Below are 12,739 nucleotides of genomic sequence, written 5' to 3' on the forward strand. Positions count from 1 at the left end.
TCGAGTGGAACTCCCCACCGCGTGTCAGCGTCAGGCGGCGCCGCTCGTCGGGTCCATGAGCCCGAACGACAGCAGGATGATGATGAGCGTCCCGAGTGCGATTCGGTACACCACGAATGGCAGGAAGCTGCCCTTGTTGAGGTACGCCATGAGGTACTTGATGACGACGAGGCCGACCACGAACGAGATGATCGTCGCGATGATCGTTCCGACGACGGGCGCCTGGGCCCCCTCCGTCTCCCCGAACGCGGAGACGAGCTCGTAGAAGCCGGAGCCGAAGACGGCTGGCACGGCCAGGAGGAAGCTGTAGCGGGCAGCCGACGGGCGGTCGTAGCCCATGATGCGTCCAGCCGTGATCGTGCCGCCAGAGCGCGAGACGCCGGGGATGAGGGCGAGCGCCTGAGCGAACCCGTAGACGATGCCGTCTCTCGTGTTGAGGTCCTGCAGTGCCTTCGCGCGCTTCCCGAAGATGTCGGCGAGGCCGAGGATGACGCCGAAGATGATGAGCGTGAACGCCACGATCCACAGCGACCTGAACTGGTCCCGGATCAGGCTCTGCAGCAGGAAGCCGAGGACGACGATCGGGATCGAGCCGAAGATGATGAGCCAGCCCATGCGCGCATCCGGATCGCTCCGGGGAACACTGCCGCGAAGCGAGCCGAACCAGCGCGAGATGATGCGCTTGATGTCGCCCCAGAAGTAGACAAGGACGGCCGCCTCGGTGCCCAGCTGGATGATGGCGGTGAACGTCGCCCCAGGGTCCTGCACGCCGATCCACTCGCCGACGATGCGAATGTGCGCGCTCGAGGAGATCGGGAGGAACTCAGTGAGCGCCTGCACGAGTCCGAGGATGACGGCGTCAAACCAGTTCATTGCCACTGCCTTTTCGAGAGAGATTTCCTGCTGCGGCCGCGGTCGAGGTCACGTCGGGCCCGGCGCACGCTAACACGAATCCGGGAGTCGGGCGCGGAGGGCACCCCGGAGTCGAATGGATGTGGAGCGGGGGCGTGCCCAAACGGGGCACGCCCCCGGGCGCTCAGTAGCTGCGCAGGAAGTCTCCGAGCACCTTGCGCCCGAAGACCAGCGACTCGAGCGGCACGCGCTCGTCGACGCCGTGGAACATCGCCGGGAAGTCGATGCCCTCCGGGAGTCGGAGCGGGGCGAAGCCGTAGCCCTCGATGCCGAGCGTCGCGAGCGCCTTGTTGTCGGTTCCGCCGGAGAGGAAGTACGGCACGACGACGGCCTCGGGGTCGTGCCGCTGCAGGGCCGCCGTCGCCGCGTCGACGATCGGCCCCGAGACGGGAGCCTGCGTGCCGATGCCTCGGAACACGGTCTCGATCTCGATGTCGTCGCCGACGATCGCCTGGATCTCCGCGAGGAGCTCGTCCTCGGCGCCGGGGAAGGGCCGCGCGTCGATGGCGACGCTCGCCGACTCGGGGATGACGTTGTGCTTGTAGCCGGCGTTCAGCATCGTGGGGTTCGTCGTCGAACGGAGGCTGGCCGTGAGGAACCCAGACGCGCTGCCGGTCGCGAGGACGATGGCGCCAGGCGTGGTCTCCTGGGGGTCGACCTCGAGGAGGCGAGCGAGCTCCGTGATCATCGAGGAGGTCGTGTCGTTGAGGAGAACGGGCCACTCGTGGGAGCCGAGCTTCGCGATGGCCTGGGCCAGGCGCGTCACGGCATTCTCCTCAGCAGGAATGACCCGTGAGCCGTGAGCCGCCCGCCCCTTGGCGTGGAGCCGCAGCCACAGGAGCGCCTTCTCCCCCGTCTGCAGCAGGTAGGCGCGCTTGCCGCCGACCGTGATCGAGTAGCCGCCGACCTCGGAGATCGCCTGGGTCGCGCCCGCGAAGAGCTCTGGATGGTCGCGGGCGATGGGCTCGGATCCGAACTGGCCGCCGTTCTCCTCGTCGGCGAAGAACGCGAGGACCAGCTCGCGCTCAGGCAGCTCACCCGCGCCGAGGATCTCCTCGACGGCGGTCAGGATCATGGCGTCCATGTTCTTCATGTCGACGGCACCGCGCCCCCACAGGAGGCCGTCCTTGATGACGCCGGCGAACGGATCGACGCTCCAGCTGCCAGCTTCCGCTGGGACGACATCGGTGTGGCCGTGCACGACGAGCGCCGGCTTCTCCGGGTTGCGCCCCGGGATGCGGGTGAAGATGCTCGGACGTCCTGGGGCCGCCTCGATCGTCGTGACGTCCAGGCCGAGAGCCCGGAGTCGCGCTTCCAGGTACTGCGCAGCCTCGGTCTCGCCCTTGGAGCGGCCTTCGCCGTAGTTCGTGGTGTCGAGGCGGATGAGGTCCTGGGTCGTCGTGACGGTCGGATCGAGTTCGAGGGAGTCAGCCATGTCCCCAACGCTACCGCCGCAGAGTCCCCCAGTTGCTCCTCGCGACTCGCCCGGGATGCACGCTTTTCGGCCCCGATTAGCGTTTCGCCGGAATCCTGGTAATGTTTCTCCTCGTGCTCAACAGCACAACCTGCGCGGGTGGCGGAAATGGCAGACGCGCTAGCTTGAGGTGCTAGTGCCCGTATTAGGGCGTGGGGGTTCAAGTCCCCCCTCGCGCACAGGTTGAAAGGCCCGGGAGTTTTCTCCCGGGCCTTTCGTGTTCCTTCCCGCAGCTGTCGTGCTCCCTCCCGCAGGTCATCTGCGATGCGCTTCCTGACGCACTGCGTAGTGAGACGGCGCGGAGAGAAACACTCGGCAACCTTGGTTTGCCAGGACAAGCTCCGCAGGTGACGCTCGATGATGTCCATCCACCGTCATCCCAGGAGTGCACCAGTGCCCGCTGAAACCACGTCGCTCGTGAACCACACCCAGATCGATCAGACCGAGCTCTCCGAGAGCTTCCGCTCGCTGTTCCGCCAGCACCCCTCAGGCGTCGCTGTGCTCACGGCTGCGAGCGAAGCCGGTCCGGTCGCGATGACGATCACGTCGCTCACGTCGGTCAACGTATCCCCCGCCCTCGTGGCCTTCTCGCTGTCGAAGGCCTCCTCAGCGACGCCCGGAATTCTGGCGTCGTCCAGTGTGCTCGTGCACTTCATCGACGAGGCGTCGCTCACGGTGGCCCAGGTGGCCGCCACGAGCGGTATCGACCGCTTCGCAGACCGAGATAGCTGGGGCTATCTGCCGAGCGGAGAACCCCACTACAAGGCCGTCACGCGCTGGGCGCGCGGCAGCGTCCGCAGCACGCTCGACGTGGACGGGGCGGTTCTCGTCGTCCTGGACATCGTCGAGGCCAGGGACGGGAGCGCTGGCGCCCCGCTGGAGGACGACGGGGTCGTGTACCGCAACCGCGTGTGGCGAAAGCTCGGCGCCCCGCACAGCTGAGAGGGACTCGAGGTGTGGTCGGGTAGTTTGGGGGCGCAGCACTGTGACGAGCGATTGGCGCATGAACTGCCTCCACGCTCCCAGACCGAGAAGGACCTCCTCGAACCATGCCTGGCCTCGCCACGACACTCCTGAACGCCGCAAGCTCAGGAGGGGGCGCCGTCGATGAGGCAACGGGCGGCATCTTCGGGGTCATCTCCGATTGGGCGATCGAGATCATGGGAACCATCGGAGCTCCCGGCGCCGGCATCGCCGTCGCGCTGGAGAATCTGTTCCCGCCTATCCCCTCTGAGATCATCCTCCCGCTGGCAGGCTTGGCCGCGCACCAGGGCAAGTTCTCCGTGCTCGAGGCGATCATCTGGACCACGATCGGCTCGGTGGTCGGCGCCTATGCCCTCTACTGGCTCGGTCGCTGGCTCGGACACAACCGCATGGTGTGGCTCGCTCGGAAGATCCCACTCGTCGACGCGGCCGACGTCGTCAAGACGACCAACTGGTTCAAGAAGCACGGCAAGAAGGCCGTGTTCTTCGGCCGGTTCCTGCCGATCTTCCGGAGTCTGATCTCGATACCGGCCGGCATCGAGCGGATGCCCGCGCTGCAGTTCGGCCTGCTGACGCTCGCCGGCTCCGCGATCTGGAACACCGTGTTCGTCATGGCCGGCTACCTGCTCGGCGATTCCTGGGAGCAGATCCTCATCTACGCAGACGCGCTGAAGTACCTCGTGTATGCGCTCGTGGGAGGCGCGATCATCTGGTTCCTGGTCGTGAAGATCCGCGGGCGGGTGCACCGCGGCGGCCACTCGGCCTGAAGGCGCGCGCTCAGGTCGGCTGACCGCTGACGGCTCACGAGCGCATGCGCCGCCGGAGCACGTCGATACGGGCCTGGATCTGCGACACCGTCGCCTGTCCCACCGCTGGCCCCCCGCAGCTGCGGCGCAGCTCCGCGTGGACGATGCCGTGGGGCTCCCCCGATTGCTTGGCGTAGACCGACACGAGGCTGTTGAGCAGCGTGCGCTGCTCCTTCAGGGTGCGGTGCAGAGCCTGGGGCGGTGCAGGAGCCGGCGGGCCGGCTTTGACGCGCGACTCCTGGATGCGCCCCTGCTTCGCCTGTCGCTGGGACAGCACCGACCGCACCTGGTCGGCGTCGAGGATGCCGGGCAGCCCGAGGAACTCCAGCTCCTCCTCGCTGCCGACTTCGGCCGCGTAACCGAAGTCACCGCCGTCGTAGAGGACCTTGTCGAACAGCGCCTCGCTCGAGATGGCCTCGAACGTGAACTTCCCGAGCTCGTCCGAGGTCTTGTCCGGCCGCTCTGCGGCGGCCATCATGTCTTCTTCCGGAGCGCGGGAGTCGTCGGCGTCGGCGAGCCGATCAAGCGCGTGGTTGCGCTCCATCTCCAGCGCGTGCGCGAGTTTCGTGAGCTGCGGCACGCTCGGCACGAAGACCGTCGCGGTCTCGCCCTTCTTGCGGGCGCGGACGAAGCGGCCGATGGCCTGCGCGAAGAACATCGGCGTCGATGCGTTGGTCGCGTAGACGCCCACCGCGAGCCGGGGCACGTCGACGCCCTCTGACACCATTCGGACAGCGACCATCCACCGCTCGTCGCTCGCGGAGAATTCTGTGATGCGGTCGGACGCGCCCTTGTCGTCGGAGAGGATGAGCGCGGGCTTCGTTCCGGTGATGGTCTTCAGGATCGCCGCGTAGCCCTTCGCCGCCGCGTGATCGGTCGCGATGACGAGGCCGCCGGCATCGGGGACTTCCTGGCGGACCTCGCTGAGGCGCTGGTCGGCCGCTTGGAGGACCTGCGGGATCCACTGCCCTTCGTGGTCGAGGGCAGTGCGCCATGCCTGGGAGACGATGTCCTTCGTGTTGTCTTCCGCGAGGCCCGCTGACATCTCCTCACCCTGCGTGTCCCGCCACCGCACGTTGCCGGCGTAGGACATGAAGAGCACTGGGCGGACGACGCCGTCCTCGAGCGCCCGGCCGTACCCGTAGGAGTAGTCGGTGAGCGACGTGCGGATGCCGTCCTCGTTCGGCGCGTAGGTGACGAATGGGATCGGCGCGGAGTCGGAGCGGAACGGGGTTCCCGTGAGTGAGAGGCGGCGGTCGGCGTGCCCGAAGGCCTCGCGGATCGCATCTCCCCAGCTCAGCGCATCTCCGCCATGGTGCACCTCGTCGAGGATGACGAGTGTGCGTCCTGAGGCGGTCAGGTGGCTGTGGACGCTCGGCTTCATGGCGACCTGGGCGTAGGTCACGGCCACGCCGTGGAACTGACGCGAGTGGATGCCCTGGTTGTTGCCGTAGCGCGGGTCGATGCGGATGCCGACTCGGGCGGCAGCCTCCGCCCACTGCGTCTTGAGGTGGTCGGTGGGCGCGACGATCGTGATGCGATCGACGGAGCGGCGCTGGAGGAGCTCGGTCGCAAGTCGCAGGGCGAAGGTCGTCTTGCCGGCACCTGGCGTCGCAGAGGCGAGGAAGTCTCGAGGCTCGGACTCGAAGTAGACGTCGAGCGCCTCAGCCTGCCAGGCGCGCAGCCTTCCGGCGGTGCCCCATGGCGCACGCTGCGGGAAGGATGGAGAGAGGTGCTCGGCGGCGAAGGTGCCGACCTGGTGACCGTAGCGGGAGCCGTCGTGGCTGGAGGGTTGAGCTTCCTGGACGGCTTCGCGTTCGGTCATAGCTGCGTCGAGTTCCTCTCAGGGCAGTCGCCCGGTCAGCGCCGTGCGGGTGGGTCTTGGATTGGTCCGAGTCGATGGCTGGCGTGCAGCCGGCGCACGGCTCGCTCGTTCGACGGGTGCAAACCGCCTGCGAGCACGTCTCGCAGCAGTCGCGCGAGCTCATGTCCGGAACGGTAGCCGCTACCGCCGACAATCCCGAGCGCGTCCTGCGTCGTGGTCGCCGCGGCGGCCACCGCCTCGTACTTCGCCATCGTCAGGCGAGCGAACCAGGCGTCGCCGTGAGGCGCCCCCTCGTCGACATCGCGAGCGATGGACTCAACGAGGGTACGCGCTGCGAGCTGTCGGATGCTCATCCTGGCGATTTCCTCTCGAACCTGAACGTCGTCAGCGAGACGGATCCCGCTCTGCGTCGAGCTCGTCCGGTGCTCGGCGGCCTCGATCGCCAGCTCGAGCGCGCGGTCGCCGATCCCGACGTAGCATGCGGCGACGAGGAGCAGGAAGTTCGAGTGAACGGCGAAGATGTGCGGTTCGCTGCTCGGTCCGACCGGGAGCCGAGCGATGACGCGCTCGGCGGGGATGAGCGCACCGTCCAGGGAGGTGGAGCAGCTCTGCGTCGCCCGCATGCCGAGCGTGTCCCAGTCATCGTGGATGCGCACGCCGTCGTCGCCGCGTCGCAGCACTCCGTGGACCAGGCTCGGCTCCGCTCCCGTGTCGTCGCGGCCGAAGGTCACGAGGCTCGTCCAGACCGGAGAGAGCGAGGTGAAGATCTTCATCCCGTGCAGCCGGTAGCCGCCGTCGGCCTCCGGCTCGGCCCGGACATTCGAGTCGTAGAGGACGGCGTCGTTGCCGATCTCGGAGATGGCGAGCGCGTAGGTCTCCCCCGCGACGATCTCGCGCAGCATCCAATCGAGGCCGGCATCGCCCGCCTCGTGCCTCGCGCGGGCGATGCCGGCGACCACATGGTGCATGTTCACGGCGAGCGCCGTCGCTGGAGCCGCGGCCGCGAGGCGCGCCTGGCATCGCACGGCCTGCTCGAGAGATGCCCCTGTGCCGCCGAAGTCGCGCGGAACCAGCAGCCGCAGGTAGCCGATCTCGCGGAGTGCCTCGAGGTCGTCCGCGGGGAAGGAGTTCTCCGCGTCGTGGCGGCTCGCGCGCTGATTGAGCACCTCGAGCAGGTCATCGGCCAAAATGGTTCTCGGGTCTGAAGCTGGCATGCCCACCACGGTACTCGTCACGGCTTCGACCTCGATGACCACGGCAGCGTCCGTGACGGTCTAGTCTTCAGTTCCGATCGAGGAGAGAAACGGCGAGATGTCAGAACCCGAACTCATACCCTGGAGCCGCTACGTGGCGATCGGCGATTCCTTCACCGAGGGTGTCGGCGACCCTGAACCGACCGCTCCCGGCGGTCTCCGCGGCTGGGCCGATCGTGTGGCAGAGGAACTTGCCGCACACCGCTCCGACTTCGCCTACGCGAACCTGGCCATCCGCGGCCGACTGCTGGATCAGATCGTGGTGGAGCAGCTCGAACCGGCGCTCGAGCTGAAGCCCGACCTCGTGACGGTCTCGGCAGGTGGCAACGACATCATCCGCCCCGGCGCCGACCCGGACGCGATCGCCGCCCGGTTCTCGCGCCTCGTCGGCTCGCTGCGTGCCAGCGGTGCCACCGTCGTGGTGTTCACCGGAGTGGACACGAAGTTCGCGCCGGTGTTCTCCTCGATGCGCGGCAAGATCGCCATCTACAACGAGCACATCCGCGGGATTGCCGAATATCACGACTGCATCGTCGCCGATCAGTGGGCTCTTCGCTCCATCCAACGCCCGAGCATGTGGGTCAGCGACCGCCTGCACCTCAACGCCTACGGGCACCACGAGGTGGCTCGCATGGTGCTCGCCGCGTTGAACGTCGAGAACGAGCTCGTGGCGATGCAGCCTGCACCGGCTCGTCCCTCGCGATGGCGCGAGGCCCGCGCCCAGGACATGGTGTGGGCGAGACAGCACCTCGTTCCCTGGGTGCTGCGGCGACTCAGGAACGAGTCATCGGGCGACAACGTGATCGCCAAGCGTCCGTTCGCCGAGCCCTTCTCCTTCGGCACCGACGTCGACTCTCCTCTCCGGTGAGCGCGTAGCGCCCTATCCGGTGAGCGCGTAGAGCGCGACGGCACTCGCCGCAGCGACGTTGAGCGAGTCGACGCCATGGAGCATCGGAATCGTCACGGTCGTCGTCGCAGCGCTGAGGGCGCCGCGGCTCAGGCCGTCCCCTTCCGTGCCGAGCATGATCGCGACGCGCTCGGGCCGGTTCGCGGCGTAGTCGCGGAGCGAGACCGCGTCATCGTCCAGGGCGAGCGCTGCGACGTCGAAGCCAGCGTCGGCGAACAGGGTGGCAGCCTCCTGCCACACCGGCAGCCGGGTCCACGGCACCTGGAAGACGGTGCCCATGCTGACGCGCACACTGCGCCGGTAGAGGGGATCGGCGCATTCCTGGGTGACGAGCACCGCGTCGGCCCCGAGACCGGCAGCGGCCCGGAACACCGCGCCGACGTTCGTGTGATCGACGAGATCCTCGAGCACGACGACGGTCTTCGCCGTCGCGAGCAGGTCTGCGGGGTCGAGCAGCGGGGGCCTGTGCATCGAGGCCAGGGCTCCCCGGTGCATGCGGAAGCCGGTGAGCTGCTCGAGCTGCTCGCTGGAACCGACGTACACGGGTACGTCGGGGAACGCCTCGAGCAGCGGCTCGACGGTCGGGAGCCACTGCTCCATGAGGAGCACGGAACGGGGCGTGTGGCCTGCCCGCAGCGCCCGCTCGATGACCTTCGGCGATTCGGCGAGGTACAGGCCCCCTTCCGGCTCGAGGCGACGGCGGAGGGCCACGTCGGTCAGGCGGGAATAGTCGTCGAGTCCAGAATGTTCGAGTGAACGGACGGATGGGGCCGCACGTGGCCAATCGGTCGACTGGAGAGGGGTCAGGCGCATGGAGGCAATCCTGTCAGAAGCGGGCGGTGCCATGGCGGAGCGGTCGCGAGCTGAGGGTCTTGCACGTGCCGCGGATGTGCTGGCGGATCGGGCGTTCGCGGTGCTCACCGGCGCCGGGCTCTCGACGGATTCGGGCATCCCCGACTACCGCGGGGACGGCAAGGCGCCACGGATCTCGCCCATGACGATCCAGCAGTTCATGTCCGATGAGTCGACGCGCAGGCGCTACTGGGCCGGCGCTGCGCTCGGTGCGGCGCGTTTCTCCGGAGCAGAGCCCAACGCGGGCCACCTGGCGCTCGCCGAGCTCGAGCGACACGGCGCCGCGACGGGGGTCGCCACGCAGAACGTCGATGGCCTCCACCTCCGGGCAGGCAGCCGCAACGTCGTCGAGCTCCACGGCAGCATGCGCACCGCGAGCTGCACGCAGTGCGGGCATGAGGTCTCACGAGCTTCGCTCCTCGCCGCCATCATCGAGTCCTCCCCCGGCATCGCCGAGCTGGCGGCCGACGCGAGCAGCCGACCAGACGGTGACGCTGAGGCGAGCGGAGCGGAGATCGAGGAGCTCCCGAGCTGCCCGGTCTGCGGGGGCATCCTGCAACCAGACGTCGTGATGTTCGGTGACGTCGTTCGTCCCGAGGTCGCCGAGCGTGCCCGCAACCTCGTCGACGAATCCGACGCGCTCCTCGTCGCCGGCACATCGCTGGTCGTCAACACGGGACGAAGGCTCGTGCATCGTGCCGTGGCGGCAGGCAAGCCGGTCGTGCTGTTCAACCGTGGCGGGGCTGCGATCGAGCACCTGGCCTTCGTCTATGTCGACGGCGGCACCTCAGAGTCGCTCGCCGACCTCGCGGCCCGGCTCACCTCGAATTCCTAGGCTGGCCCCGGACTCGGAGACCGGCCAGAAGCCGTCAGCGCTGTCGGTGCGCTGCCACCTCACGGCAGGCGTTGAGCAGCGAGGCGGCGGATCGCTCCCACGCGTACTCGGCGGCCCTGGCCACGCCAGCGGCTGAAGCGAAGGCCCACGCCTCCGTGCTGCCGTCGAGCTGCCTCGCCTTCGTCGCGAGCAGCGCCGCGTCGTCGGCCGGGAAGTACCCGGCTGCCGCTCCCCCGACCTCGCGGAAGATCGGGGTGTCGCTCACGAGAATGGGTGTGCCGGCGGACATGGCTTCCACGAGCGGCAGCCCGAAGCCCTCGCTCTTCGACGCGGTCACGAGGGCGGTGGCGTTGCCGAGGAGCGCACGGTACTCGTCGTCGCTCACTCCCTGGTGAGCGACGATCGAACCCGTGGGGGCGAGATCCTCGAGCGCCGCCAGGGTGCGCGCATCCGCCTTCGAGCAGAGGTGGAGTCGCCAGCCAGGCAGGTCGCGCATGGCGCGCGCCAGCGTCTCGACGTTCTTGTACGGCATGAAGGAGCCCATGTAGATGAGGTTGGGATCGCTTGGCGGCTCGGACCTCGCTGGCGCTGCGAACGCGGGATCTGGCGCGTTGGGCACGAGTGGGATGGGGCGGCGGGTGAGCTTCTTGGACTCGAGGAGTTCGCGGGTCGTCGCCGAGACCACCGCGACCTGGTCCGCACCCGCGAGGAGGAGCCGCTGCGGCCAGAAGGACAGGTGGTAGACCCGCCACAGCGCGCGCACGTACCAGGGGAGGAACTGCGGCGGCTTCGGGTGCTCGTAGTAGATGAGGTCGTGGATCGTGAGGATGAGCCCGTAGTGGCGCCCGAGCGAGCCCATGGTCTGCATGGGGCTCACGACCACGTCGGGGCGCAGCGCATTGATCTGCCTCGCGACGAACGGCTCCGCTGGCGACGTCGGCGCGCTGATCAGCGCGTGCGGAAGGTCCGGCAGCATGGGCAGCTGTCGTTCGTCGGAGATGAGCATGGTGACCGGGTGCAGTTCGGAGAGCGCACGCACGAGCTCAGCCGAGTACCTGGATATGCCGTCGTGTCGGTCGATCCGGACGTACCTGCAGTCGAAGAGCAGCTTCACCGGCTGTGCTCCGAGTCGTCGGATGTGGAGTTCTCGTCGATGAACTCGGAGAGCAGGCGGGCGGCTGCGATCGGCGTCTCGTAGTGCACGAGGTGACCCGTTCCAGCGATCACGTGCAGCGGTAGCCCGGCGAGCCTGGCGAGTTCGAGCTGGGCTTCGAGCGGTGCGATGTCGTCGAGCGCGCCTGCGATGAGCGCGGTGGACGCTGGCAGCTCGTGTGCATGTGCGAGGACCGAGTCGGAGACGGATGCACGGAACGCGGCGAGGAGCGTGTCGCGGTCGGAGAAGTCAGAGAAGTGCCGTTCATGCTCGGCATGGATCCAGGCTCGAAGCGGCTTCGAGGTGGTCTTGGCCATCACCTCGCTCATGACACGTGTGATGAGCGGATGGGACAGCAGCACCCTGCCCGCCCGTTCTGGCAGCTTCGAGCCGAGCCAGTAGTAGAAGATCGCGAGCTTCGTGAGGATCGCCTGCTGGCCTTCCAGGGCGGGCGCGGCGATGGGGTTGACGAGCACGAGGCGCCGATCGCCGATCGCGGCGGGGCGCCGGGAGATCACGAGCGAGCCGAACGAATGGCCGAGGACGATGGCGGTCCCGTCCGGGTCGACCTGCTGGAGGAACGCCTCGAGCCAGGTCGAGTAGTCGTCGAGCGTGTGTCCGCCTCCGAGCGGCTGCGACTCCCCGAAACCGGGCAGGTCTGGTGCGAGGAAGCGAACGTCCGGGAGTCGTTCCACGACGGGGAGGAGCCCGTGGTGGGTGCCGCGGAAGCCGTGGACCAGCACGGCCGTCGCGCGGGCGTCGTCGGCCGATGGGCCGATCTCCCACCACGCGCATTCTGAGCCAAGGACACGCGCTGTGCGGGCGAGCGACGGGGACTCGGGAGTGGCTGCGAGAGCGGAGGAAGGCATCGTGCAAGAGTGTACCGAGCAGGGCGGGAAGCTGTGCTCAGGCGCTCCCGTGCGACGCACGGTGGAGGTGCCTGCAAGATGACGTCGAGGCGGGATGAGGAAGCAATGACCGAGTGGACGAAGCGGATCGCGGTGTTCGATCTCGAGACGACCGGCATCGATGTCGAGAACGACCGGATCGTGACGGCGTTCGTCGGGCTCATCGACGGCGATGGCACGATCGAGCGCGGCACGGACTGGCTCGCGGACCCGGGCATCCCCATCCCCGAGCGAGCGGCTGCCGTTCACGGCATCACCACGGAGATCGCCCAGTCCGAGGGGCGGCCGGCAGGTGAGGTCGTCGGGGAGCTACGGGCCGCGCTCGACTGGATCGCCCGGCACCGAGTTCCGCTGGTCATCTACAACGCGCCGTACGACCTCACCCTGTTCGCTCGGGAGTGCGCCCGCCACAGCCTGGAACAGGTCGTCTTCGCCGAGCAGGTCGTCGACCCGCTGGTCATCGACCGGGCGCTCGACAAATACCGCAAGGGCAAGCGCACGCTCACCGACACCGCCCTCTTCTATGGCGTCGAGCTGATCGACGCGCATTCCGCGGGTGACGATGCCGTCGCGGCGGGCCAGCTGGCGCTCGCACTGGCGGCCAAGTATCCCGCGGAACTCGGGCTGCCGCTTCAGGAGCTGCACACGAAGCAGGTCACGTGGGCGGCGGACCAGGCCAGGGACTTCGAGGCGTACATGCGCGCGAATCGAGACCCGGACTTCACCGCCGACGGCGCTTGGCCGGTGCGCAGCACTCCCTGACCGGCGGTGGGCCTCGGTGAGGCTTCCTGCAGACGCACGAAAGGGCGGCACCGAAACGGTGCCGCCCT

General features: G+C 68.2%; 12 protein-coding genes and 1 tRNA gene. 6 read left to right on the top strand and 7 right to left on the bottom strand.

Annotated features, from left to right (window positions below):
- Nucleotides 1–30: 30 nt before the first annotated feature.
- Both GV007_RS07410 and GV007_RS07415 read right to left on the bottom strand, forming a co-directional pair.
- Nucleotides 31–873 carry an undecaprenyl-diphosphate phosphatase gene (locus GV007_RS07410; protein WP_104241188.1) on the bottom strand — a complete coding sequence of 281 codons (843 nt, stop codon included), beginning with the start codon at nt 871–873 and terminating at the stop codon, nt 31–33.
- Nucleotides 874–1,036: 163 nt separating this feature from the next.
- Nucleotides 1,037–2,347 (bottom strand): M20/M25/M40 family metallo-hydrolase, encoded by a 1,311-nt coding sequence (locus tag GV007_RS07415; protein WP_160071725.1) that lies wholly within the window; start codon nt 2,345–2,347, stop codon nt 1,037–1,039.
- 132 nt (nt 2,348–2,479) lie between these two features.
- On the opposite strand from GV007_RS07415, the gene GV007_RS07420 reads away from it, so the two are divergent.
- The 3 genes from GV007_RS07420 (at nt 2,480) to GV007_RS07430 (ending at nt 4,137) form a co-directional block, all read left to right on the top strand.
- A tRNA-Leu gene (locus tag GV007_RS07420) sits at nt 2,480–2,565 on the top strand.
- A 214-nt stretch (nt 2,566–2,779) separates the two neighbouring features.
- Nucleotides 2,780–3,328, top strand: coding sequence for a flavin reductase family protein (locus GV007_RS07425; protein ID WP_160071726.1), 549 nt, complete (start codon nt 2,780–2,782; stop codon nt 3,326–3,328).
- A gap of 107 nt (nt 3,329–3,435) precedes the next feature.
- Nucleotides 3,436–4,137, top strand: a complete 702-nt coding sequence (locus tag GV007_RS07430) for a DedA family protein (protein ID WP_160071727.1) — start codon at nt 3,436–3,438, stop codon at nt 4,135–4,137.
- Nucleotides 4,138–4,171: 34 nt separating this feature from the next.
- On the opposite strand, the gene GV007_RS07435 is transcribed toward GV007_RS07430, so the two are convergent.
- Together GV007_RS07435 and GV007_RS07440 are read right to left on the bottom strand one after the other, a co-directional pair.
- Nucleotides 4,172–6,001 carry a DEAD/DEAH box helicase gene (locus GV007_RS07435; RefSeq protein ID WP_160071728.1) on the bottom strand — a complete coding sequence of 610 codons (1,830 nt, stop codon included), beginning with the start codon at nt 5,999–6,001 and terminating at the stop codon, nt 4,172–4,174.
- Nucleotides 6,002–6,036: 35 nt separating this feature from the next.
- Nucleotides 6,037–7,215 carry an acyl-CoA dehydrogenase family protein gene (locus GV007_RS07440; RefSeq protein ID WP_160071729.1) on the bottom strand — a complete coding sequence of 393 codons (1,179 nt, stop codon included), beginning with the start codon at nt 7,213–7,215 and terminating at the stop codon, nt 6,037–6,039.
- A gap of 97 nt (nt 7,216–7,312) precedes the next feature.
- Between GV007_RS07440 and GV007_RS07445 the strand changes: the two genes are divergently transcribed.
- Nucleotides 7,313–8,122, top strand: coding sequence for an SGNH/GDSL hydrolase family protein (locus GV007_RS07445; protein ID WP_160071730.1), 810 nt, complete (start codon nt 7,313–7,315; stop codon nt 8,120–8,122).
- A 12-nt stretch (nt 8,123–8,134) separates the two neighbouring features.
- Here the strand turns inward: GV007_RS07445 and GV007_RS07450 are convergent, their stop codons facing one another.
- The gene (locus tag GV007_RS07450) at nt 8,135–8,974 is read right to left on the bottom strand and encodes a TrmH family RNA methyltransferase (protein WP_160071731.1); all 840 of its coding nucleotides are present in this window, start codon (nt 8,972–8,974) and stop codon (nt 8,135–8,137) included.
- Between GV007_RS07450 and GV007_RS07455 the strand changes: the two genes are divergently transcribed.
- A complete protein-coding gene (locus tag GV007_RS07455) occupies nt 8,973–9,848 on the top strand; it encodes a Sir2 family NAD-dependent protein deacetylase (RefSeq protein WP_236558408.1) in 876 nt (291 codons plus the stop codon). The genes GV007_RS07450 and GV007_RS07455 overlap by 2 nt on opposite strands.
- 34 nt (nt 9,849–9,882) lie before the next feature.
- Here the strand turns inward: GV007_RS07455 and GV007_RS07460 are convergent, their stop codons facing one another.
- Nucleotides 9,883–10,962, bottom strand: coding sequence for a glycosyltransferase family 4 protein (locus GV007_RS07460; protein ID WP_160071732.1), 1,080 nt, complete (start codon nt 10,960–10,962; stop codon nt 9,883–9,885).
- Nucleotides 10,959–11,870, bottom strand: coding sequence for an alpha/beta fold hydrolase (locus tag GV007_RS07465; RefSeq protein ID WP_160071733.1), 912 nt, complete (start codon nt 11,868–11,870; stop codon nt 10,959–10,961). Before GV007_RS07465 ends, GV007_RS07460 begins: the two co-directional genes overlap by 4 nt.
- A 105-nt stretch (nt 11,871–11,975) precedes the next feature.
- Here GV007_RS07465 and GV007_RS07470 point away from each other — a divergent pair, with 105 nt between their 5' ends.
- A complete protein-coding gene (locus GV007_RS07470; protein WP_160071734.1) occupies nt 11,976–12,671 on the top strand; it encodes an exonuclease domain-containing protein in 696 nt (231 codons plus the stop codon).
- Nucleotides 12,672–12,739 lie beyond the last annotated feature (68 nt).

This window comes from Pseudoclavibacter sp. 8L, assembly GCF_902506465.1.
Lineage (GTDB): Bacteria > Actinomycetota > Actinomycetes > Actinomycetales > Microbacteriaceae > Pseudoclavibacter.